The sequence below is a fragment of the Micromonospora sp. NPDC002389 genome, from assembly GCF_040296095.1.
GTDB lineage: Bacteria > Actinomycetota > Actinomycetes > Mycobacteriales > Micromonosporaceae > Micromonospora.
The window spans coordinates 66,440-89,216 of sequence record NZ_JBEOWP010000015.1; the positions used below are offsets into that span (position 1 = coordinate 66,440).

The window sequence follows — 22,777 nt, forward strand, 5'->3', positions numbered from 1 at the left end:
CCGACGGGGCACTTCGCGACGCGCCATCGTCATCTTCTCGGTTAACACCTGACATATGCGTTTTGGAACCTGGAGAGCACCCCACACCCGGCGAGAGGTGGAGGAACGCAGGTGACAGTGACGATCGTCGACTCCACGACGCTGCCGTGGGTCAACGGCCAGGACGTGTACGACTCGATGGAACCTGCCTTCCGGGACAACTTCGGAGGCGACCCGGAGCAGGTGCGTGACCTGCTGTCCCGGTACTGGATGCGGTCGTTGTGGCTGGACCGTGAGAGCACCCGACGCATCGACCACGTACGGGCCACGCCCGGATACCGCGACCTCAGCGAGGCGTACCACGACAGTGTCGAGGAGTCGTACTTCCTGGGCGGGGTCGCCGAGCTGAGCGCCGAGGGGCGGCTGGTCGAGGGCGACTACTTCTGGCGTCCGCCCGGCTGGGTGCACAAGGCCTGGAGCGACGAGGGCTTCGAGAACATCCTCTGCATGGAGGGGGAGGTCGCCAGCGAGCACAGTGGTCGGGTCTCCCGGGTGGTCTGCCCGGACGACCGGGCCGGCGCCCAGGCGCGCGACGGCGCGGACGGCGGGGTCGGGCCACGGGGCTACCAGCGCCGGGTCGAGTCACGGTTCGTGCCCTGGACGCCGCTGGACGCGCCGTGGTCGGGGGTGGACGCCATCGTGCTCGGCCTGCCGGCCGCCTCCGGCGGGGCCCGGTCCACCACCGGCGAGGCGGTGCCGCTCGGCAAGTCGCTGAGCCACAACGTCGACACCGGAGCCTGTAGCGCCCTGGTCCGCCTGCCGGCCGGCTACGTCGGGGCACCCACCCCGGTGCCCCGGGAACGTTTCCTGGTCACCACCCGGGGCGACCTCGTGGTGGACGGGGCGACGCTCACCCCCTGCTCGCTGCTGCACGTACCCGCCGGTGCCCCGGCGCCGACGCTGACCGCGACGACCGACGTCGAGCTGTTCGTCAAGGTGGGGGAGCGGGCATGACGCGGGTACGGCACAGCACCGACGACCAGGTGATGACGATCGTGCTGGACGGCCCGGACTCGATGAACAGTCTCACCCCGGCGGTGATCGCCGGGCTGGACGCGGCACTCGACGAGGCCGAGCAGGACCACAGCCTGCGGGCAGTGGTGGTCACCGGTGCCGGGGAACGGGCCTTCAGCGTCGGCATGGACATCGACTTCCTGGAGACCTGCTTCGCCGATCCACAGCGGACGTTCCTGCCGTTCCTGCGGTCGTACCACGCGGTGCTGCGCCGGATCGAGCATCTCGGCGTACCGGTGATCGCGCGGGTCAACGGCCTGGCGCGGGCCGGTGGCTTCGAACTGATCCTCGCCTGCGATTTCGTGATCGCCGCTGACGAGGCCCGGGTCGGCGACATCCACCTGGAGTTCGGGATGCCGCCGGGCGCCGGGTCGAGCCAGCGCGCCCCGCGCAAGCTCGGCGACCAGCGGGCCAAGGTGCTGATGCTCACCCCGACGTGGCTGCGCGGTCCGGAGTTGGTGCAGTGGGGAGTCGCGCTGGCCAGCGCGCCCCTGGCGGAGTTGGACGACGAGGTCGGCAAGCTGCTGACGCTGCTGCGCGGGCGGTCCCGGCCCGGGCTGGCGATCACCAAGCGGCTGCTCAACTCGGTGCACACGATGACCCTGGAGGAGGGCCTGCGCTACGAGCGCGAGATGTTCTCCCGGCTGCACGAGGAGGTCGACGAGGTGGCCGAGGGCTATCGCGCGTTCGTGGAGAAGCGCCGACCGGTCTGGGGGGACGTCGATGTCCGCAACCTCGCCTGAGCCGGCCGCGACTCCGCAGGTGGTCGTCGACGCGGACCTGGTCGACACGCTGATCAGCCGGGGCGGGTACACCCACCCGTTGTTCCAGCGGACGCCCGGCGGCGACGCCGACGGTCCGCCGTTGCCGGGTCAGGCGGTCGTGCTGCTCCTCGGCGGGCTGGTCGAACAGTCCGGCCTGCTCGACGACGCGATCGCGCTGCTGGAACTGCGCCGGGCGCGGTTCCACCGGATGGTCAAGGCCGGCACGACGCTACGGGTGCGGATCGAACGCCTCGCCAGCCGGGTGACCTCCCGTGGCACGCAGGTCGTGGACTTCCGCTGGACCGGGATCGACGCCGACGACGAGCCGGTCGCCGAGGTCGAGGCCGTGATGCTGATGAACGGGGCAGGAAGGGAGGACACCAGGTGAGGGGTGTGCAGCTCAACATGGCGGCCGGCATCCGGGAGTTCGGCCGGGCCACGCCGCACCGGGTGGCGGTGGTCGACGGTGACCGCCAGATCTCCTTCGGCACGTTGGACGAGCGGTCCAGCCGCCTCGCCTCGGCCACTCTGGACCGTGGGCTGCGCCCCGGTGAGCGGATCGCGGTCCTGGCGAACAACCGCTACGAGTACTTCGAGATCTCGGCGGCGATGGCCAAGGCCGGTATCCCGACGGTGCCGCTGAACCCCCGCAACAACGTCGGCGACAACGCGTACGTCCTGGGCCACGCCGGGGTCCGGGGGATCATCGTGGCGGACGAGCTGGCCGACCGGGTCGACGGTCTCGTCGACGACCTGCACCTGGTGCTCAGCTTCGACGGCGGGGTGGGCGAGCACTACGACTCCTTCGTCGCCGCCGGTCGCGCGGTGGATCCGGCGGTGCCGGTGGACGAGATGGACCCGTTCTGCATCACCTACACCTCGGGGACCACAGGGCGGCCCAAGGGCGTGCTGTTGACCCACCGGGGGCGGGTGCTGACCGCCTTCGGGGTCGGGCTCGACTACGGGCTGGGCCCGAACAAGAGCACGATCGCGGTGGCGCCGATGTACCACGGCGCCGGCTTCGAGTTCGCGTACGCGGCGCCGATGCTCGGCGGCTCGTGCACGGTGCTGCCGAGCTGGGACCCGGAGCGGCTGCTCGACCTGATGGTGAGCAGCCGGGCGGAGACGGTCTTCCTGGTGCCGACGCACGCCCAGCACATCCGCCGGTTCTGCGAGGACCCGGCGGCCCGCTACGACCTGTCGGCGCTCAAGACGCTCTACTTCAACGCCGCCGCGCTGCCGGTGGCGCTCAAGGAGTGGGTGATCGCGGCGTTCCCGGGGGTCGCCGTGCACGAGTTGTACGGGTCGACCGAGTGCTCCATCGTGACCAACCTGCGGCCGGAGTTCGCCCTGGCCCGGGCCGGGAGCGTCGGTCATCCGTGGTTCTGGAACGAGGTGCGCCTGGTCGGCGAGGACGGCGCCGAGGTGGGCCCGGGCGAGCCGGGTGAGCTGTACGCGCGCTCGCCGCTGCTGCTCACCGGGTACCTCGACGACGAGGAGGCGACCCGGGCCGGTTACGACGCCGACGGGTTCTTCTCGGTGGGTGACGTGGCGGTCCGCGACGAGGAGGGCTTCATCTCCATCGTGGACCGTAAGAAGGACATGATCATCGCGGGCGGGGTGAACATCTTTCCGCGCGAGATCGAAGAGGTCATCGCCCGGCACGAGCCGGTCGACGACGTCGCGGTGATCGGGGTGCCGGACGAGGTGTACGGCGAGCGTGTCGCCGCGTTCGTGGTCAGCCGCCCGGGCCGACAGGTGGACGTGACCGTGCTGGACGGGTACGTGCGGGAGCACGTCGCCAAGTACAAGGTCCCCCGGGAGTGGCATCTGGTGGACCGGTTGCCGCGCAATCCGAGCGGCAAGATCCTCAAGCGCACCATCCGGGACGAGTACGCCGGTCCGCCGGAGCAGAGCCAAACCCGTTAGGCCAAAAGTCTGACGTTCCGCGTACCGGTCCACGAACTCCGGGTACGCGTCTCCTGCCCAGATGGCTCACTGGGCCGACAAGTACTGTCCAGAAGCGTCGAGATGATCGATGAAGATGTCAGTACTGTAAAACTCTGACTTTTTATAGACTGCCTGCCTGGAGACCGTTATGGTCGCCGTAATCAGGTGTAGATGCGGCCATCGGGCTCCCGCGCCGGGCCGTACGGACTTCGCCATCAGGAGGCCATCGTGTCCCACCTCAATAGCCCCGGTGCCGCCCTCTCCCGCCGTCGCCTGCTCACCGGTTTCGGGGGCGCCCTCGTCGGCAGTGCCCTGCTGACCGCCTGCGGCAGCGACGACGCCGACTCCAGCGCGAACGGCGGACGGACCACCATCCGACTCGCCGGCATCCCCGCCTCCGCCCTCGCGGCGTTCAAGCTCGCCCTCAAGGAGGGCGCGTTCGAGGAAGCCGGCCTCGACATCAGGTACGAGGAGTACGCGGAGTCGGCCGCCGTCTACACCGCCTACCGCGCCGGCCAGGTCGACGGCGGCCTCGGCGGTATCCCCTCCACCGCCAACCTGGTCGCCACCGGCGTGGACCGCAAGGTGGTCTTCGCGCTCCAGCGCACCACCAACGGGATCCTGGTCCGCGCGGACAGCGGCATCCAGTCGATCGCCGATCTCAAGGGCCGCAAGCTCGGCCTCTTCGGCAGCGCCATCGGCTCGTCCACCAACCAGTTCTTCGCGCTCTGCCGCGAGTACCACGGCTTCAACCCGACCACCGACTGTCAGGTCCAGTACGGCGCACCGAACCTGATGGCCGAACTGCTCGGGCAGGGCGACGTGGACATGGCCCTGGTAATCGACCCGGCCGGCGCGCCCGAGCTGGCCGGCGGGAAGTACCGCTCCCTCGGCGACCTCGGCGTCCTGCTGGAGGAGGCGACCGGGCTCAAGGCGTTCACCGCCGGCTGGGACTTCGCCAGCGAGTTCATCGAGAAGAACCAGGAGGCGGTGCAGGCGTTCGTCGACGTCAACCTGCGCTACCAGACCCGGTTCAACAACGACCAGTCGCTGTGGGACGCCGCGCTGCGCGAGCTGTACAACATCGACGACCAGGCGGTGCTCGACGTGATCTGGAACAGCCAGCGCGGCCGGTTGGTCGAGCAGTGGGGTGACACCGAGAAGCAGCAGGCGGCGCAGTTGCTCACCTTCCTCAGCGAGAACGGTGAGCCCGAGTTCCTGCCCAAGGTGCCCGACGGGCTCTTCGCCTGACCACCAGCCCGGCACGAGGAGAGGCACCGATGACCCTGTCCGAAACCACCAAGCCGGCGGCCGTGACGGCCGGCACGGCGGACCGTGGCGCGCCGCCGGGACACGGCGGCGGGCCCGGCGGCCCCCGCAGTCTCCTCCGCAACGGAATCGTGCTGCGGGTGGCCTCCGTGTTCATCCTGCTCGTCATCTGGTGGCTGGGCTCACTCGTCGTCGGTGAGCGCATCCTGCCCACCCCGGGCACGACCGCCTCGGCGCTGGCCGACAGCATGCAGCAGCAGACCTTCTGGACCGACCTCCAGGTCACCATGGTCCGGATCCTCATCGGGTTCGCCGCGTCGATGGTGCTCGGTGTGCTCGTCGGCCTGGTGATGGGGCTGTCCCGGATCGCCGAGGGCCTGCTGGACATCTGGATCGCGGTCGGTCAGACCATTCCCAGCCTCTGCTGGGTGATCGTCGCGTTCATCATGTTCGGGCTCAACGACACCGCCACCGTCGTGGCGATCACGCTGACCTCGTTCCCGATCATCGCGATCAACATGTGGACCGGGGTGAAGGCGATCGATCCCCGGCTCGGGCAGATGGCCCGTACCCTCAACGCCTCGCGTGGCCTGCGGACCCGGGAGGTGACCCTGCCGCAGGTGCTGCCGGCGGTGATGGCGTCGGCCCGCTTCGGTTTCGGCATCGTCTGGAAGGTCGTGGTGATCGCCGAACTGCTCGGGCGTACCGACGGCATCGGCTACCGGCTGAACTACTGGTTCCAGCTCTTCCGCATGGAGCAGGTCTTCGCACTCACGCTGTTCTTCTCGATCCTGATGGTGGTGCTCGAACTCGCCGTGTTCAAGCCGATCGAGGCGAAGCTGTTCCGTTGGCGTCCGGAGGGAGCCCGATGAGCACCGACGACCGGATCGTGATCAAGGACCTGGTGAAGGGGTTCCACACCCGGCACGGCTTCACCACGGTCATCGACGGGATGGACCTCACCATCGCCGACGGGGAGTTCGTCGCGCTGGTCGGTCCCTCCGGGTGCGGCAAGTCCACCGTGCTGAACATGCTCAGCGGGCTGGACACGGACTTCACCGGCACCGCCGAGATCCGCAGCCGGGCACCCGGGGTGCACTTCAGCTATGTGTTCCAGGAGCCGAGGCTGCTGCCCTGGAAGACGGTGCGGCAGAACGTCGAGTTCGCCCTCAAGGCCACCGGGGTGGACCGGTCCCAGTGGGCCGACCGGGTGCTGCCGGTGCTGCGCCGGGTGGGGCTGGCGGGTTTCGAGAACCACTACCCGCACCAGATCTCCGGCGGTATGCAGCAGCGCACCGCGCTGGCCCGGGCGTTCGTGCTGGACGCGCCGGTGATGCTGATGGACGAGCCGTTCAGCGGGCTGGACGAGTTCACCGCCCGCAGCCTGCGCCAGCTCCTGCTGGAGCTGCGCAGCCAGGAGGAGAGCAAGGCGTTCGTCTTCGTCACGCACAACGTGTTCGAGGCCGCCGTGCTCTCCGACCGGGTGGTGCTGATGTCCAACCGCCCGTCGACGATCCGCCGGGTGGTCGAGGTGGAGGTGCCGCTGCCACGCAGCTACGACGACCCCCGGCTGTTCGAGGTCAGCCGCGAGCTGACCCACGAGATCATCTCGTCGATGGTCAGCACCGACGACGGCGGCCTGGTGGTCGGCGAGGAGCACACCCGGCTGGCCGGACCGCAGGCGGCCCGATGAGCGCCCCGGTGGCCGGCCCGCCGCTGACCCCCCGGCTGCCCACGGCGTTCGCCGCCGGTGCGGTGCTGCTGACCCCGGCCCGGACCCTGACCGACGGCGACTTCGCCGCGATCGTCAACGCCTCGTGGGAGAACGGGCCACTGCACACCGACGCCGAGTACATGCGCGGCACCGGCTTCGGCCGCCCGATCCTCGGCGGTCCGTGCCTGATCGCGATCGCCGCCGGGCTCACCTCCACCACCATGTACGCCGCCTGGAACGCGGCCGGGGTGGACTGCCACGCCGCGCTCGGCATCGACGAGATCCGCTATCTCGGCCCGGTGTACGCCGGGGACACCCTGCGGGTACGGATCGAGGTGTCCCGCTTCGAACCGACCCGGGGTGGCCGGATGTACGTCGGCGCGGTCCACGACGACGTGCGCAACCAGCGTGACGAGACGGTGCTGCGGATGACCCGCTCGTACCTGCTGAGCCCGCTGCCGGCGGCCGAGGCGGGCGAGCCGGCATGAGCGGACTGCCCCGGACCACCACGCTCGGTCTGGCCCGCCACGACCGGGTGCTGCTGGTCACCCTGGACCGGCCGCACCGGCTCAACGCGTACGACCGGAGGATGGTCGACGAGCTGCGCCGCACCTGGCAGGCGTTCGGCGCCGACGACGGGCTGCACGCGGCCGTGGTCACCGGTGCCGGCGAGCGCGGCTTCTGCACCGGCTTCGACGTCGACGACACCCTCGACGCCGGGGTCACCAGCCCGTCGCTGGACTATGCCGGGCGGGTCGCGTTGACCGCCCGAGACCTGGGGGTGTTCAAGCCGGTGGTGGCCGCGGTGAACGGGCACTGCTGTGCCGGCGGCTGGCACTTCGTCAACGACGCGGACGTGGTGCTCTGCGCCGAGCACGCCACGTTCTTCGACACCCATCACGACGTCGGCCTGGCGAACCCGGTCGAGGCGGTCGGCGCGTTGAGCCGACTGCCGCTCGGCGAGGTGATGCGGATGGTGCTCACCGGGCGGAGCTACCGGATCGACGCCCGCCGGGCACTCGAACTCGGTCTGGTCACCGAGGTCACCCCGGCGTCGGAGCTGACCGACCGGGCGTTGGCGATCGCCGCCGAGATCGCCCGGCACCCGCTCGACGTGTTGACCACCACCGTGGAGACGGTCTGGACGGCGGTGCAGGCGCAGCGGGGCGCCGCCGAGGCGTTCGGGCTGGCGATGCTGGCCCGGTCGGACGCCTCGGCGCAGCACCGGGGCGAGGCGATGCGGGAGTTCCGGCACGGCGGCGGGGAAGGACACTGATGGAGTACGGCATCTTCAGCCACATCGAGCAGATCGACGAGATCGAGCAGCTCCTGCACGGCGCGGAGGCCGACGGGATCGCCAGCGTCTGGTTGACCCAGGGTTTCGGGCACGATGCGCTGACCGTGATCGGGGCGGTCGGGCGCGGTCTGTCGCGGCTGCGGATCGGCACCGCCGTGGTGCCGGTGTACCCGCGCCACGCGATGGCGCTGGCCCAGCAGGCGCTCACCACCAACATGCTGATCGGCGGGCGGCTGGTGCTCGGCGTCGGCCCGTCGCACCCGCAGGTGGTCGAGCCCTGCTGGGGCATGTCGTACGCCCGTCCGGCCCGGTACATGCGGGAGTACCTGACGGCGCTCAACGGGGCGTTGACCCAGCGGGTCCGGTTCTCCGGCGAGGTGGTCACCGCCCGGGGTGACCTGACCATCGCCGGTGACCCGCCGGTGCCGACGGTGATGGTCTCCGCGCTCGGTCCGAAGATGCTGGAACTCACCGGCGAACTGGCCTCGGGCACGGTGACCTGGATGGTCGGTCCGCGTACGCTGGCGGAGCTGACCGTGCCGGCGATCACCGCGGCGGCGGACGGGGCGGGTCGGCCGGCGCCCGAGGTGGTGGTGACCGCGGCGGTGTGCGTGACCGACGACCCCCGTCGTGCCCGGGCCGCCATCGACCCGGTGCTCGGCTGGTACGACGACAAGCCGTCGTACCGCGCGATGCTCGACCGGGAGGGTTTCGCGCGGGCCAACCAGATGGCGATCGTCGGCGACGCCGCCGAGGTACGGGCGGAGATCGGACGCTACGAGGCGGCCGGTGCGACGACGTTCGCGGCACAGCTCTACGGCACGCCGCAGGAGCGGGCGGCGACCCGTGCCCTGGTCGGCGAGCTGGCCACGGCGTCGATGTCGGCGGGCGCCACCGGCGCGGACTTTTGAGGTGCCGGAGTCGGCCATGGGTGACGCTGCGCCGAGCATCGGATGGCCTACCGTGGTTGTTCGCGACGAAGCCGCACGCGAGGGTGCGGGGCCGAGGGGATGCGGAGCCGGAGTGACCATGGCCAAGGACGTGACGGGGACCCAGACTGCCCGGCCCGAGCAGGTGATACCGGCTGACCGCAAGGGTCCCGAGGTGCTCGGGGTCACCCGGGTACGCCCGGCCTACCAACAGGTCGCCGACCAGCTCCGGGAGCGGATCCTGGACGGCTCGTTGACGGCGGGTGACCGGCTGCCCACCGAGATCGAGCTGTCCGAGATCTTCGGGGTCAGCCGGAGCACGATCCGGGAGGCGCTGCGGGTGCTGGCCTCCAAGGACCTGATCCGCACCACCCGGGGCACCACCGGCGGGACGTTCGTGGCGCGGGTCCAGTTCGACCAGGTCAGCGAGTACCTGGAGATGAGTCTCGGGCTGATGTCCGGGGCGCGCGACATCACGCTGGACAATCTGCTGGAGGCGCGGGAGAGCCTGGAGGTGCCGGCCGCCGGACTGGCCGCGCTGCGCCACGCCGACGAGCACCTGACGTTGATGCGCCAGGCGGTGGAGCGGGAGAAGCTGACCCGCGCCCGGGGCCGCAAGTTCCGGGAGCACGTGACGTTCCACGGGGTGCTGGTCGAGGCGACCGGCAACCAACTGCTCGGGGTGATGGTCGAGCCGGTGTTCCGGGTGTTGCAGGCGCGGACCGCGGATCGGGACATGCCGGCGGAGTACTGGAGCCAGATCGACGCCGAACACACCGAGATCTGCGGGTACGTGCAGGCCCGCGACGAGGCCGGCGCGCGTGAGGCGATGCGGGCCCATCTGGGCACCGTGCGGCGGGCCTACGAGCAGCGGTGAAAGGAATGTCACCCTAAAGTTCTGAGTTTTCATCAAGGCGCCTTGCCGAACGGCGGCAGGGCGCCTTTCTGTGTGCCCGTATTGGCAGTCCAGATCGCTTAGGGAGCCTTGACACGCAAAATGTCAGACAAATAGACTAGCTGCAGTTCAGGGCTGTCGAAAGGATCGACCGATGACGGTGCGCCAAGGATGGACCGGACGTTTCTTCGAGGACTTCCAGGTCGGTGACGTCTACCAGCACCCGCTCGGGCGCACCGTCACCGAAACCGACAACACCTGGTTCACCCTGCTGACGATGAACACCAGTCAGATGCACTTCAACGCGGAGTACGCGGCCCGGTCCGAGTTCGGTAGACCGCTCGTCGTCTCGACCCTGACGCTGGCCATCGCGGTCGGGCAGAGCGTCACCGACCTCACCCAGAACGCCTTCGCCAACCTCGGTTGGGACGACATCAGCCTGCCGCACCCGGTGTTCGCCGGTGACACGCTCTACAGCGAGTCCCTGGTGCTGGAGAAGCGCGAGTCGGGCTCTCGGCCGCACGCCGGCATCGTCACGGTCCGCACCCGTACGCTCAACCAGGACGGCAAGCAGGTGTGCGCCTTCAAGCGCACCTTCTACGTCTACAAGCGAGGCGCCGAGCAGGTCGAGGGGATCTTCCCGGTCGCCGCCACGCCACTGTCCCTTCCGGACGGGGCGGACGCATGACACTGCGCCTGACGTACCAGCCGTGGGGCGAGACGCTCGCCGAGGTGGCCGACGCCGGGCGGCGGGCCGAGCGGGCCGGCGCCGAGGTGCTCTGGGTCTCCGAGCTGCATCGCAGCGCCACCGGCACGGCCGCGGCGCTGGCCGCCGCCACCGAGACCGCCCGGATCGGTACGTCCATCGTGCTCGCCTTCACCCGCAGTCCCATGATCACCGCTCTGGAGGCGCTGGACCTGGACGAACTCTCCGGTGGGCGGTTCGTGCTGGGCCTCGGCTCCGGCGTCAAGCGGCTCAACGAGGACTGGCACCACGTGGCGTTCGGTAAACCCGTGCCGCACATGCGGGAGACCGTCCGCAACATCCGGCACTTCTGGCGCCACTGCACCAGCGGCGAGCCGATGCTGCTCGACGGCGAGTACGAGCCGATGCGGATCCGGGGCTACGAGCGGCCCTTCGCGGTGCCGGCCGAGGCGATCCCGGTCTACCTGGCCGCGATGGGGCCGTTGATGACCCGCCTGGCCGGTGAGATCGGCGACGGGTGGATCAGCCACGAACTCTGCTCGCCCCGCTACCTCGCCGAGCAGATCCTGCCCGACCTGACCGTCGGCATCGACCGCGCCGACGGTCGGACCCGTGCCGACCTCGACGTCGTCGTCTCGGCGTGCTGCTCGATCGCCGACGACCGGCAGGTGGCCCGCCGCCGCGCCGCCGGCCTGGTCGGCTTCTACGCCACCGTCCGCACCTACGCCGACTTCTTCGCCTTCCACGACCTCGCCGAGGACCAGCAGCAGGTCGTCGACGCGTTCCGGGCCGGAGCCGGTGCCGACTACCTGGCCGACGCCGTCAGTGACCGGATGGTCGACGCGCTCACCCTGACCGGTACCCGCGCCGACGTCGCCGCCCGGATCGCCGCGTACGACGGGATCGCCGACTCGGTCAAGCTGAGCCCGCCCACCCACGGCCTGCCGGCCGCCGACACCCGAGCCGCCCAGGACGAGATCATCGCCCTGATCGCCGAGTTGACCGGAGCCGCCACATGAGACCCCTGGCCGACATCCGCATCATCGCGATCGAGCAGTACGGCGCCGGACCGTTCGGCACCGTGCACCTCGCCGACCTCGGTGCCGAGGTCATCAAGATCGAGGACCCGCGCGCCGGTGGCGACGTGGGCCGGTACGTCCCGCCGTACGCGCAGGACGAGGACTCGCTCTTCTTCGAGACGTTCAACCGCAACAAGCGCAGTCTCTCGCTGGACCTGAGCACCGACGCCGGTCGGGAGGTGTTCGAGAAGCTGGTCGCCGTCTCCGACGTGGTCTACTCCAACCTGCGCGGCGACGTGCCGGCGAAGATGCGCATCCGCTACGACGACCTCAAGCACCTCAACCCGCGGATCGTCTGCGTCTCGCTGACCGGCTTCGGGATGACCGGGCCGCGCCACGCCGAGCCCGGTTACGACTACATCCTCCAGGGGCTGGCCGGCTGGATGGAGCTGACCGGCGAACCCGACGGCCCGCCGACCAAGTCCGGGCTGTCGCTCGTCGACTTCTCCGGCGGGTTCGTCGCGGCCATCTCGCTGCTCGCCGGGGTGCACGCGGCCCGCCGTGACGGCGTCGGCATGGACTGCGACGTGAGCCTCTACGACACCGCGATCTCGCTGCTCACCTATCCGGCGACCTGGCACCTCAACGCCGGGTTCGAGCCGGTACGCACCCACCACTCGGCCCACCCGTCCCTGGTGCCGTTCCAGGTGTTCCAGGCCAAGGACGGCTGGATGGTGGTCGGCTGCGCCAAGGAGAAGTTCTGGGCCCGGCTGGCCACGCTCGTCGGCCACCCGGAGTGGGCCGCCGACGGGTCGCCGTACGCGAACTTCGGTGCCCGGCGGGAGAACCGCGAGGAGTTGCTCGCCGCGCTGGCGGACATCTTCCGGCAACGGACCGTCGACGAGTGGCTGCCCGAGCTGTATGCCGCCGCGATCCCGTGCGGGCCGATCAACGACGTGGGCGCCGCGCTGACCGAGGAGCACACGGCGGCCCGCGACCTGATCGTCACCACCGACCATCCCCGCTTCGGCACCGTGCAGCAGCTCGCCAGCCCGGTCCGGGTCGGTGACGAACCGCCTGCGTACCGGCGGGCACCGCTGCGCAACGAGGATTTCGCCACGGTCACCGGTGAGCTGCTCGGCCTCGACCCGCAGGCGGTCGCCGTCCTCGCCGAGGCGGGCGCGTTCGGCTCGGCGGTCGACGGCGGCGTGACCGGCGACGGTGGAGCGGACCGCCCGCGTACCGCCGATCCCGGCACGGAGGCGGCCAGCCGATGATCGCGTCCGACCTGGCCGACTGGGCGACCGGCACCGTCGAGCTGCCGGAGCCGGTGCGGCACGCCGCGCTGCGGCACCTGCTCGACGGCCTGGGCGCCGCCCTGGCGGGTCGGCGCGCCGGGGTGGTCGATCCGGTGCTGGTGGTCGCCCGCGACCTCGGCGGCCCGGCGGAGGCCACCCCGCTCGGCGGCCGTGCCCGGATCGGGGCCCCGGCCGCCGCGCTGGCCAGCGGCGCCCTGGTGCACGCGCTGGACTTCGACGACACGCACGCCGCCGGTCTGGTGCACGCCACCGCCGTGGTGCTGCCCGCCGCGTTCGCCGTCGGCGAGCAGGTGGGCGCGACCGGACGACAGGTGCTCACCGCCGCCGTGGTCGGCTACGAGACGGTGTGCCGGGTGGCCGCCGCCGCCCCGCACGGCTTCCACGCCCGTGGTCTGCACGCCACCATGGTCGCCGGGGTCTTCTCGTCCGCGCTGGTCACCGCGCGGCTGCTCGGGCTCGACGCGGCCCGGGCCACCGACGCCCTCGGCATCGCCGGCAGCCAGGCCGGTGGCCTGCTCGCCTTCCTGCACACCGGCGCGTCGACCAAGCAACTGCACCCCGGCTTCGCCTCGCACGCCGGGGTGCTCGCCGCCCGGCTCGCCGCCGCCGGTGCCTCCGGCCCGGCGAACGTCCTCGACGGCCCGCACGGCGTCTTCGACGCCCTGGCCACCGGTCCGGTCGCACCCGTGTCGATCGTGGACGGGCTGGGCACCCGGTGGGAGACCACCCGGATCGGCATCAAGCCGTACCCGGCCTGCCAACTCGCCCACGCCGCGATCGACGCCGCCCGGGACGCCCGCCGGCAACCCGGCTTCCCCGCCGACCCGGCCGCCGTCGCCCGCGTCGACGTCGACGTGCACCCCGACTCGGCACCCACCGTCTGCGGGCCCGGCCGGGACCTGGCCCGCCCGGCCACCCCGTACGCGGCGAAGTTCTCGCTGCCGTGGAGCGTCGCCGCGATGCTGCTCGACGGCGATCTGACCACCGCCAGCTACCGACCCGAGTCGATCGCCCGCGCCGACGTGGCGGCCCTCGCCGATCGGGTGCGCTGGCGGATCGCCGACACCGGTGGGCACGCCGCCGACGCCCCCGGCACCGTCGTGCTCACCCTCACCGACGGCGCGACCGTACGCGGCACGGTGCCGCGCAGCGGTGGTGGACCCGACGCCCCGCTGAGCGACGACGAGTTGACCGCCAAGTTCCTCGGCAACGCCGGTGACGCCGGTACCCCCGTCGTCGACCTGGTACGCCGCCTCGACGACCTCGACAGCCTCGACCCGATCGTGGCGGCTCTGGCCGCCGCCGGTGACTGACCCGGGAGACCCACGTGCCGCTGTCCGCGATCCGCCCCGCCCACTTCCCCTGGTTCCCGTACGACGGGTTCACCTTCTGCCTCGGCCTGGCCGACGGCGACGCGGCCTGGACCTCGGGCCACACCGCCGCCGCGCTCGACCCCGCGCTGGGCCGGATGACCGTCGGCGGTGACATGGCCAGCCAGGCCCGCACCGCGTACCGGAAGGTGCTGGCCATCCTGGAGGCCGCCGGGCACGGTCCCGCCGACGTCACCCGCGTCACCGAGAACATCACCGTCGCCGGCCTCGACGAGTACGCCGTCGCCGCGGCCGTGCGCGCCGAGGTCTTCGGTGACCACCAGCCGGTGGTCCGCACCGTGGTGGTGGAGCGGTTGGTACGCCGGGCCGCGCTGATCGAGGTGGAGCTGCACGCGGTGGCCGGTGGCGGGCAGACGCTCGCGGCCAGCGAACCCCGTGCCGCCGGGACCTGGGTGCCCTCGCCGGTGCGCGACGGCCACGACGGCGCGGTCTACCTGCCGACCATGCTGCCGCTGGACGCCTCCGGTGAAGTGGTGTACCCCGGCGACTTCGTCAGCCAGTACGCGTACTGCCTGGACCGGGCACAGGACCTGCTGACCGCCGTCGGGCTCTCCCTGGACGCCGCCGTCACCACCTACGACTACTCCACCCCGGCGACCCGCGACGTCTATCGCAAGACCCACCGGGTCCGCCGCGAACGCCTCGGCGGCGCCGGTGTCTACCCGGGGGCCGGCGGCATCCTGATGAGCCGGCTGCACCACCCCGACGTGCTGGTGGCCATCGACGTCACCGCGTCGCGGCACCCGCTCGAACTGGTCAACCCGGGCTGGTCGCGCTACGACTCGCTGACCTACGCGCCCGGGGTGCGCGCCGGCCGGACGCTGTACATGTCCGGCTTCGCCGCCCTGGACATGCAGACCCAGCAGGCGCTGCACCCCGACGACATCGGCGCGCAGGCCGAGGTGACCTACGGCGCGATCCGGCACCTGCTGGATTACGCCGGGCTGGGCCCGCAGGACCTGGTGGAGACCACCGAGTACTGCGTGGCGTCGGCGATCGGCGACTACCGGGCCGTCGCCGGGGTACGCGAACGGCTGCTCGGCCCGCCCTGGCCGGCGTCGACCGGGGCGATCTGCGCCGCGCTGCTGCGCCCGGAGTTCCTGCTGGAGGTCTTCCCGACCGCCGTCTACCCCGAGCCCGCCGAACCCACCGAGTCTGCCGCATCCACCGAGCCCACCGAATCCACCGAGCCCGCCGGGGGGAGCCGATGAGCCTGCTGACCGACGAGGTGCGGGCGCTGCTGGGCAGCCGCCGGGTCTACACCGCGCCGGAGCCCCTCGGCGCCGCCGCCTGCCGCTACTTCGCCCAGGCGGTCGGCGACGACAACCCGATCTACCGCGACGGCGAGTTCGCCCGCGCGCACGGGCTGCCCGGGGTGACCGCGCCGCCGACGCTGATCTGCGAGACCGGCCAGTACACCGGGCTGCCGATGGACCGGGACGGCTACGCCGGTCACTCCTGGCACCTGCACGTGCCGGGCACCCGGCAGGTACGCGGCGGCAACGCGTACACCTTCCACCGGCGGGTCCGGCCGACGGACGTGATCACCGCGACGTGGGAGATCCACGACCTGACCGAGAAGCGCACCCGCGACGGCAAGGACATGTTGATCGTGGGTTCCCGGGCCACCTACACCGACCAGGACGGCGACCTGCTCGCCGTGAACGAGGAGACGATCATCCTGGTCGCGATGGACGGTGAGGCCGGATGAGCCCCCGGGTCGGCGACACCCTGCCGGAGCTGTGCCGCACCATCGACCTGGTCGACATGGTGGCCTACGCCGGTGCCACCTGGGACTGGTACCGCCTGCACTACGACCCGGAGTTCGTGGCCGCCGCCCAGGTGCCCGGCCCGGTGGTCGACGGGCAGGTCTTCGGTGCCCTCTTCGTGGAGCTGATCCAGGACACCTTCGGCCCGGCCTGCTTCGTGCACCAGCTCTCCTTCACCTTCCGCAACCTGATGTTCGCCGGGGAGACGGTGCGGTGCACCGGCACCGTGGTCGGGGTCGCGGACGACCGGATCGAGGTCGAGCTGGCCGCCACCATCCTCGCCAGCGACTACGGCCCCGAGCGCCCGGCGGCCCGACCGGCGCGGGCGACCGTGCTGCTCGGCACCGCCGACGGGCCGGGCGCGCACGCCGGGCCACCGGACGGTGCGACGTGACCGGGCGCGACCGCGCCACGGTGGCCGTCGTCGGCGTCGCCGAGTCCGACCTGGGCGTTACCACCGCCAGCACACTGACGTTGCAGACCCAGGCGATCACCCGGGCCCTCGCCGACGCCGGGCTGACGCTCGCGGACGTCGACGGGCTCGCCACCACCGGCATCTCCCGCTTCTCCACCACCTCGCTGGCCGAACACCTCGGAGTGCGGCCCCGCTGGGTCGACGCCAGCTTCGTCGGCGGCAGTGCCGCGGAGATGATGGTCGCTCGCGCGGTGCAGGCGATCGGCGCCGGCCAGGCCGACGTCGTGGTGGTCAGCTTCGCGTCCAACCAGCGCTCGGCGCGCTCCCGCAGCCTCGCCGGGGTGGTCGAGCAGCACACCCCGGAAGCCCAGTTCGAGACGCCGTACGCGCCGCTGTACCCGATCTCGTACTACGCGATGGCGGCGCAGGCGTACCTGCACCGGTACGGCGGCACCCCGGACCAACTCGCCGAGATCGCGGTCGCCGCCCGCGAGTGGGCCCGGCTCAATCCGGCCGCGTACCGCCACGACGCGCCCCCGCTGACCGTCGGCGAGGTCCGCGCCGCGCCGATGGTCTCCACCCCGTTGACCGTCGCGGACTGCTGTCTGGTCACCGACGGCGGCGGTGCGATCGTGCTGACCAGTGCCGACCGGGCCCGCGACCTGCGGCACACCCCGGTGGCGGTGCTCGGCTACGGGGAGCGCTCGTCCACCGCGTCGATGACCGGCGCCGACGACATCCTCGACACCGGAGCGCGGGAGGCCGCCGCCGAGGCGTACGCGCGCGCCGGGATCACCCCGGCCGACGTGGACGTGGTGCAGGTGTACGACTCGTTCACCATCACCGCCGCGCTGAGCGTCGAGGCGCTCGGCTTCTGCGGCGAGGGCGAGGTGCTCGACTTCATCGCCGACGGCCGCATCCGGCCGGGCGGCGCCCTGCCGCTGGACACCTCCGGCGGCGGCCTGTCCTACTGCCACCCCGGCCAGTTCGGGGTGCTGCTGCTGGTCGAGGCGGTACGCCAGGTGCGCGGCGAGGCCGGTGCCCGGCAGGTGCCGGGTGCCCGGATCGCGGTGGCGCACGGCACCGGCGCGATCCTGTCCACCCACGCCACCGTCGTACTGGGGGTGCGCTGATGAACCCGCCACCCGAGGTGCCGCCCGCCGACGACCTCACCGAGGGCTGGTGGCAGGCGACCCGTGACCACCGGCTGGTGGTGCAGGAGTGCACCGGCTGCGGGCACCGCCAGCTTCCGCCCCGCGCGGTCTGCACCCGCTGCGGCGCGACCGCCGGTCTGGGGTTCACCGAGGCCGGTGGTGACGGGCAGGTCGACACGTACACGCATGTGCACCGCCCGCCCCGGCGGGACCTGGCCGCTCCGTACACCGTGGCCCGGGTCCGGCTCGCCGAGGGCCCGCTGCTGCTCACCCGGCTCGTCACCGACGACCCCGACGACCTCGACGACTGGCGGATCGGTGACCGGGTCCGGGTCGACTGGGTCGACCTGCCCGACGGCCGCGCCCTGCCGATCTTCCGCCGCGCACCCCGCTGACGTTCACCCCGCTGACGTTCACCCCCAGGAGGCACCGATGGACTTCACCCTCACCGAGGAGCAACGCGAGTTCCAGCAGCTGCTGCGGTCCTTCGTGAACCGGGAGATCATCCCGGTGGCGCGGGAGTGGGAACAGACCGGCCGCTACCCGACGGAGATCGTGCGGGGGATGGCGGACATGGGGCTGTTCGGCGTCACCGTCCCCGAGTCGTACGGCGGCCTCGACCTCGACCCGGTGTCGTTCGCCCTGGTCTTCGAGGAGATCTCGCGCGGCTGGATGGGCATCGCCGGCATCCTCGGCAGCCACTCGCTGGCCTGCCGCATGATCGCCATGCACGGCACCGAGGAGCAGAAGCAGACGTACCTGCCGGGGCTGGCCACCGGTGAGCGCCGCACCGGCATCGGGCTGACCGAGCCGGACGCCGGCACCGACCTCCAGGGCATCCGCACCACCGCCCGCCGCGACGGCGACCACTACGTGGTCAACGGCACCAAGATGTGGATCACCAACGCCCGGTACGCCGACCCGCTGCCGGTGCTGGTGAAGACCGACCCGACGGCCGTACCCGCGCACCGGGGCATGAGCATCCTGCTGGTCGACGCGGACCTGCCCGGTTTCACCGTCACCCGGGACATCCCGAAGCTCGGCTACAAGGGCACCGAGTCCTGCGAGGTGCTGCTCGACGACGTACGGGTGCCCGCCGACCGGCTGCTCGGCGGCGTCGAGGGCACCGGACTCAAGCAGGCGCTCTCCGCCCTGGAGTGGGGCCGGGTCAACATCGCCGCCCGCTCGGTCGGCATCGCCCAGCGCGCCCACGAGGAGGCGCTCGGCTACGCCGGTCAGCGCAAGGCGTTCGGCACGCACATCGCCGACTTCCAGGCCGTCCAGATCAAGCTCGCCACCATCGCCACCCAGGTGCAGGCGGCCCGGCTGATGGCGTACTGGTCGGCCGACGCGGTCCGTCGGGGACGCGCCGACGCGCAGACCGGCATGGCGAAGATCTTCTGCTCGGAGGTGGCCCTGGAGGCCGCGATCGAGGCCATGAAGATCCACGGCGGGTACGGCTACTCCACCGAGTTCGAGGTCGAGCGGCTCTACCGCGACGCGATCCTGATGAGCATCGGCGAGGGGACCAACGACATCCTGCGTACCGTCGTCGCCAAGGCCCTGGTGCGGGGCGAGGTGACGATCTGATGGGCGCGCCCTTCCCGCCCCGCTCCTACCTGTACGTGCCCGGCAACGCCGCCGACAAGCTGGCCAAGGCGCCGGAACGGGGCGCCGACGCGCTCATCGTCGACCTGGAGGACGCGGTGCCGCTGGCCGGCAAGGCCGCCGCCCGCGACGCCGTGGTGGCCTGGCTCGCCGGCCGCCCGACCCACCTGCCGATCTGGGTACGGGTCAACTCCGGCCCCCTCGCCGAGGCGGACCTGCGGGCGCTGGCCGGAGCACCGGCCCTGACCGGAGTGGTGCTGGCCAAGGTGGACACCTCGACCGACGTGGCCGCCGCCGCCGAGCTGCTCGCCGCCGCCGGTGACCACGACACCCTGCTGATGCCGATGGTGGAGACCGCCGCCGCGCTGCTCGACGTACCCGCCGTCGCCCGGCAGGCGCGGGTCTACCAGCTCCAGATCGGCGAGGTGGACCTCGCTGGCGAACTCGGTCTCTCTCCCGGTGCCGACGACGCCGAACTGGCCCCGATCCGCAGCCAGGTGGTGGTGGCCAGCGCCGCCGCCGGCCTGCATCCGCCGGTCGGGCCGGTGTCCACGATCACCGCCGATCCGGTGGCGCTGGCGGACTCGACGCGTCGGCTGCGCCGACAGGGCTTCGCCGGTCGCGCCTGCATCCACCCCCGCCAGCTACCGGTGGTGCACGAGGTGTTCACCCCGACGGTGGCGGAGGTGAAGGCGGCCCGCGCCGTCATCGCCCTGCTCGACCAGACCACCGCCGCCGGCAGTGGAGTGGTCCTCGACACCTCGGGTCGACTCGTCGACGCGGCCGTGCTGCGCTCGGCCCACCGTACGCTGGCCCTGGCCGAGCAGGCGGGTGTCGAGTGAGCGGCACCGGCCCGGACGGGCCCGCCGTCGGTCGTGGCCGGGCGCCCCGGCCCGAGCAGGTCGACCTGACCGCCGCCCGCCATCCGTGGCGGGAGGTGCCGATGCCCGGCGCGAACCTCGGCTTCCACCTCACCCGACTCGCCTCCCGGTCGGGTGCCTTCGTGGTGCACGGCCACTTCCCGGCCGGGTTCGCCCGCGACGTGGCCGGCGGCTATCTGGTCGACGAGGAGTTCGTGGTGCTCGACGGCGAGCTGCTGCTCGGCGACGTCACCTACCGGCGGGGTGACCTGACCTTCGTCCCGGCGGGCGCGGTACGGACCCGGATGAGCGCCCCCGGCGGCGCCACCGTGCTCGCCTGGTTCGGCGGGCCGGCGGAGTTCCACCCCGCCGACCGGCTACCGGCCCCCGCCCTGCCGCTGGCCGAGACCGTCCACCTCGGACCGGACACGCCGTTGCCGGACCTGCCCGGCGCGCTCTGGCGGCGTGGCGCGTCGGTGTCGCCCGATGCCACCGGCGACGTGCTGACCGCCGACCTGTCCGGCTGGCGGCGGCTCGGCACCGGCTCGGCACCGGGACCGCAGGACTTCGTCCGGCTGGAGAAGTAGCGCATGAGCTCGCCGGTCTTCGCCCAACGATGGCTCGGGATGCAGGGCATCTTCGGCGGGTTCGTGCTCGGCCGGATCGTGGACGCCGCCGACAGCGTCGACGGCTTCGCCCCGCAGGCCGTCACCCTGCACTTCGTGGCGGGGGTACGCCCCGGACCGGTGCAGGTGACCACCGAGACGCTGCACCGGGGACGGGCCACCGCCAGCCTGCGGATCACGCTCAGCCAGCAGGACCGCGCCCGGGTGCACGCCATGGCCTCCCTGGTGCCGGTCGGTCAGCGGTTCCGCTGGCGTCGCCGGGCGGACCCGGCAGCCTGGGGTGACCCGGAGACGCTGCCCGCGTACGAGCCCCGGCACCGGCTGCTGGCCTACAGCGCCCAGCTCGACGTGCGCACCGGCAGCCCGGCGAGCCTGGCCGACGGCACCTCCGCCTGGGTACGGATCGCACCCGAGGCCGAGTTGGGCGAGGCACTCGGACCGCACGCCGTCGCCTCCATCTATCTCGACGCGCTACCGCCGGGCCTGTTCACCCTCGCCCCGCCGCCGCACTTCGTGCCGTCGGTGGACTTCACCATCCACTTCGCACCCGACGTCGGCGATGTCGCGGGAGGTTGGCACCACGTGGTCAACCGGACGGTCTGGTCGACGGAGGACTTCTGTGTGGACGAGTCGACGCTGCACGACCGGGCCGGCAACCCGGTCGCGCAACTGCGCCAGGGCCGGGCGATCCAGTGGCACGACCCCACCCGTACGCCCGGGGACGGATGACCGGGGTGGCCGCCAACGGCGTCCTCGCCGCCCTCGACCTGGACCGGACGTTCCTCGCCGAGGAGCACCGGTCCCTGCGCGACCTGATCCGGCTGGTGGTGGCCCGGGACGTGGTACCCGCCGCACCCGAGTGGGAGCGGCAGCGGCGGGTGCCACCCGGGGCGTTCACCCGCCTCGGTGACCTCGGGCTGCTCGGCCTGTCCTTCCCGACCCGCCTCGGTGGCGGGGAGGCGGGCGTCCGGGGCGCGGTGGTGTTCCACGAGGAACTGGCCCGCTCGACCTTCGGCGGGGTGGCCAGCTCGGTCGGCACCCACACCGACTTCTCCGCGCTGCACCTGGCCCGGGCCGGCAGCGCCACGCAGGTGGACCGGTGGCTGCCGGCGATCCTCGCCGGGCGGACCGTCGCCGCGCTGGCGGTGACCGAACCCGAGGCGAGTTCCGACCTCACCCGGCTCGCCCTGCGGGCCCGCCGCGACGGCGACACGTACGTCCTGGACGGCACCAAGACCTTCATCACCAACGCCAACATCGCCGGCCTCTTCTTCGTGGTGGCCCGCACCGGCGACGCGGGACGGCACGGGCTGTCGTTGTTCGCCGTCGAGCGGAACGCACCCGGCCTGGCCAACGGCCGCACCTTCGACAAGTCCGGCTGGCACTGCGCCGACACCGGCGAACTCGTCCTCACCGACTGCCGGATTCCGGCGGCGCACCGGATCGGCCCGGAGGGGGCGGGGTTCGCGTTGTTGATGCGTGGCCTCGACCACGAGCGGCTCTGCCTGGCGGCACAGGCGGTCGGGTTGGCCGAGGCGGCGTTGGACGCCACCGTCGGCTGGGCGCGGAGCCGGCCCGCGTACGGCGGGGTGCTCTGGGACAAGCAGGCGGTCCGGCACCGGGTCGCGGACCTGGTGGGGCGGCTCGCCGCCGGCAAGACGCTGCTCTACCACGCCGCCGCGCAGCTCGACCGGGGCGCCGACGGCCGGGTGTACGCGGCGCTGCTCAAGGCGCAGTTGCCGGAGCTGGCCAACGAGATCGCCTACGCGGCGGTGCAGTTCCACGGTGGGGCCGGGTTCGTCCGGGAGGGCCCGGTGGAGCGGATCAGCCGGGACGCCCGGTTCCTCGCCATCGGTGGTGGCGCCACCGAGGTCATGCGCGACGAGGTCGCCCGCCTCATCTGAGTCCGCGACGTACCGGTCATGGCCGCGGCGACGATGTTCGCGGAAACTGTTATCTCGTCCCGGCCCTGCCGTCTCCTGTGGGGAGGCATCGGCCGGATGTCTCGTCCGCCCGGAGTGCGGTGGCGGTGCGATCAC

25 protein-coding genes are annotated in these 22,777 nt (G+C 72.1%); all 25 read left to right on the forward strand.

The window, feature by feature from the left end; genetic code table 11:
* Positions 1-111: 111 nt before the first annotated feature.
* The 25 genes from ABT008_RS24840 to ABT008_RS24960 all read left to right on the forward strand — a co-directional run bounded on the left by ABT008_RS24840 (position 112) and on the right by ABT008_RS24960 (position 22,642).
* The gene (locus ABT008_RS24840; RefSeq protein ID WP_350698887.1) at positions 112-993 is read left to right on the forward strand and encodes a cupin domain-containing protein; all 882 of its coding nucleotides are present in this window, start codon (positions 112-114) and stop codon (positions 991-993) included.
* Positions 990-1,796 carry an enoyl-CoA hydratase/isomerase family protein gene (locus ABT008_RS24845; RefSeq protein ID WP_350698889.1) on the forward strand — a complete coding sequence of 269 codons (807 nt, stop codon included), beginning with the start codon at positions 990-992 and terminating at the stop codon, positions 1,794-1,796. Before ABT008_RS24840 ends, ABT008_RS24845 begins: the two co-directional genes overlap by 4 nt.
* Entirely contained in the window at positions 1,777-2,205 is a 429-nt protein-coding gene (locus ABT008_RS24850; RefSeq protein WP_350698891.1) for a MaoC family dehydratase, read from the forward strand. The genes ABT008_RS24845 and ABT008_RS24850 overlap by 20 nt, the downstream gene beginning before the upstream one ends.
* On the forward strand, positions 2,202-3,746 hold the full coding sequence (locus tag ABT008_RS24855) for a class I adenylate-forming enzyme family protein (protein WP_350698893.1): 1,545 nt from the start codon (positions 2,202-2,204) through the stop codon (positions 3,744-3,746). Before ABT008_RS24850 ends, ABT008_RS24855 begins: the two co-directional genes overlap by 4 nt.
* A gap of 249 nt (positions 3,747-3,995) precedes the next feature.
* The gene (locus ABT008_RS24860) at positions 3,996-5,018 is read left to right on the forward strand and encodes an ABC transporter substrate-binding protein (RefSeq protein WP_350698895.1); all 1,023 of its coding nucleotides are present in this window, start codon (positions 3,996-3,998) and stop codon (positions 5,016-5,018) included.
* Positions 5,019-5,047: 29 nt separating this feature from the next.
* Positions 5,048-5,908, forward strand: coding sequence for an ABC transporter permease (locus tag ABT008_RS24865; RefSeq protein WP_350698897.1), 861 nt, complete (start codon positions 5,048-5,050; stop codon positions 5,906-5,908).
* Positions 5,905-6,729 carry an ABC transporter ATP-binding protein gene (locus ABT008_RS24870; protein WP_350698899.1) on the forward strand — a complete coding sequence of 275 codons (825 nt, stop codon included), beginning with the start codon at positions 5,905-5,907 and terminating at the stop codon, positions 6,727-6,729. Before ABT008_RS24865 ends, ABT008_RS24870 begins: the two co-directional genes overlap by 4 nt.
* Complete coding sequence (locus tag ABT008_RS24875; protein WP_350698901.1) at positions 6,726-7,238, forward strand: MaoC/PaaZ C-terminal domain-containing protein; 513 nt, start codon at positions 6,726-6,728, stop codon at positions 7,236-7,238. Before ABT008_RS24870 ends, ABT008_RS24875 begins: the two co-directional genes overlap by 4 nt.
* Positions 7,235-8,026, forward strand: coding sequence for an enoyl-CoA hydratase/isomerase family protein (locus ABT008_RS24880; RefSeq protein ID WP_350698903.1), 792 nt, complete (start codon positions 7,235-7,237; stop codon positions 8,024-8,026). The genes ABT008_RS24875 and ABT008_RS24880 overlap by 4 nt, the downstream gene beginning before the upstream one ends.
* Positions 8,026-8,958 carry a TIGR03564 family F420-dependent LLM class oxidoreductase gene (locus ABT008_RS24885; RefSeq protein WP_350698905.1) on the forward strand — a complete coding sequence of 311 codons (933 nt, stop codon included), beginning with the start codon at positions 8,026-8,028 and terminating at the stop codon, positions 8,956-8,958. Before ABT008_RS24880 ends, ABT008_RS24885 begins: the two co-directional genes overlap by 1 nt.
* Before the next feature lie 130 nt (positions 8,959-9,088).
* Positions 9,089-9,853, forward strand: coding sequence for a FadR/GntR family transcriptional regulator (locus ABT008_RS24890; protein ID WP_350698906.1), 765 nt, complete (start codon positions 9,089-9,091; stop codon positions 9,851-9,853).
* 172 nt (positions 9,854-10,025) lie between these two features.
* Positions 10,026-10,559 carry a MaoC family dehydratase gene (locus ABT008_RS24895; protein WP_350698908.1) on the forward strand — a complete coding sequence of 178 codons (534 nt, stop codon included), beginning with the start codon at positions 10,026-10,028 and terminating at the stop codon, positions 10,557-10,559.
* On the forward strand, positions 10,556-11,596 hold the full coding sequence (locus tag ABT008_RS24900) for an LLM class flavin-dependent oxidoreductase (protein ID WP_350698910.1): 1,041 nt from the start codon (positions 10,556-10,558) through the stop codon (positions 11,594-11,596). Before ABT008_RS24895 ends, ABT008_RS24900 begins: the two co-directional genes overlap by 4 nt.
* Positions 11,593-12,873: a CaiB/BaiF CoA transferase family protein gene (locus ABT008_RS24905; RefSeq protein WP_350698912.1), complete on the forward strand. Its 1,281-nt coding sequence runs from the start codon at positions 11,593-11,595 to the stop codon at positions 12,871-12,873. Before ABT008_RS24900 ends, ABT008_RS24905 begins: the two co-directional genes overlap by 4 nt.
* Positions 12,870-14,228, forward strand: coding sequence for an MmgE/PrpD family protein (locus ABT008_RS24910; RefSeq protein ID WP_350698914.1), 1,359 nt, complete (start codon positions 12,870-12,872; stop codon positions 14,226-14,228). The genes ABT008_RS24905 and ABT008_RS24910 overlap by 4 nt, the downstream gene beginning before the upstream one ends.
* A 14-nt stretch (positions 14,229-14,242) precedes the next feature.
* Positions 14,243-15,517, forward strand: coding sequence for a Rid family hydrolase (locus ABT008_RS24915; protein ID WP_350698916.1), 1,275 nt, complete (start codon positions 14,243-14,245; stop codon positions 15,515-15,517).
* Complete coding sequence (locus tag ABT008_RS24920; protein ID WP_350698918.1) at positions 15,514-16,017, forward strand: FAS1-like dehydratase domain-containing protein; 504 nt, start codon at positions 15,514-15,516, stop codon at positions 16,015-16,017. Before ABT008_RS24915 ends, ABT008_RS24920 begins: the two co-directional genes overlap by 4 nt.
* Positions 16,014-16,469, forward strand: coding sequence for a MaoC/PaaZ C-terminal domain-containing protein (locus ABT008_RS24925; RefSeq protein WP_350698920.1), 456 nt, complete (start codon positions 16,014-16,016; stop codon positions 16,467-16,469). Before ABT008_RS24920 ends, ABT008_RS24925 begins: the two co-directional genes overlap by 4 nt.
* Positions 16,466-17,623: an acetyl-CoA acetyltransferase gene (locus tag ABT008_RS24930; protein WP_350698922.1), complete on the forward strand. Its 1,158-nt coding sequence runs from the start codon at positions 16,466-16,468 to the stop codon at positions 17,621-17,623. The genes ABT008_RS24925 and ABT008_RS24930 overlap by 4 nt, the downstream gene beginning before the upstream one ends.
* On the forward strand, positions 17,623-18,039 hold the full coding sequence (locus tag ABT008_RS24935) for a Zn-ribbon domain-containing OB-fold protein (RefSeq protein ID WP_350698924.1): 417 nt from the start codon (positions 17,623-17,625) through the stop codon (positions 18,037-18,039). The genes ABT008_RS24930 and ABT008_RS24935 overlap by 1 nt, the downstream gene beginning before the upstream one ends.
* A 37-nt stretch (positions 18,040-18,076) precedes the next feature.
* Positions 18,077-19,234 (forward strand): acyl-CoA dehydrogenase family protein, encoded by a 1,158-nt coding sequence (locus ABT008_RS24940; protein WP_350698926.1) that lies wholly within the window; start codon positions 18,077-18,079, stop codon positions 19,232-19,234.
* Positions 19,234-20,094: an HpcH/HpaI aldolase/citrate lyase family protein gene (locus ABT008_RS24945; protein WP_350698928.1), complete on the forward strand. Its 861-nt coding sequence runs from the start codon at positions 19,234-19,236 to the stop codon at positions 20,092-20,094. Before ABT008_RS24940 ends, ABT008_RS24945 begins: the two co-directional genes overlap by 1 nt.
* Positions 20,091-20,699, forward strand: coding sequence for a cupin domain-containing protein (locus tag ABT008_RS24950; RefSeq protein ID WP_350698930.1), 609 nt, complete (start codon positions 20,091-20,093; stop codon positions 20,697-20,699). Before ABT008_RS24945 ends, ABT008_RS24950 begins: the two co-directional genes overlap by 4 nt.
* A gap of 3 nt (positions 20,700-20,702) precedes the next feature.
* Positions 20,703-21,467 (forward strand): thioesterase family protein, encoded by a 765-nt coding sequence (locus ABT008_RS24955; protein WP_350698931.1) that lies wholly within the window; start codon positions 20,703-20,705, stop codon positions 21,465-21,467.
* Complete coding sequence (locus ABT008_RS24960; RefSeq protein WP_350698933.1) at positions 21,431-22,642, forward strand: acyl-CoA dehydrogenase family protein; 1,212 nt, start codon at positions 21,431-21,433, stop codon at positions 22,640-22,642. Before ABT008_RS24955 ends, ABT008_RS24960 begins: the two co-directional genes overlap by 37 nt.
* Positions 22,643-22,777 lie beyond the last annotated feature (135 nt).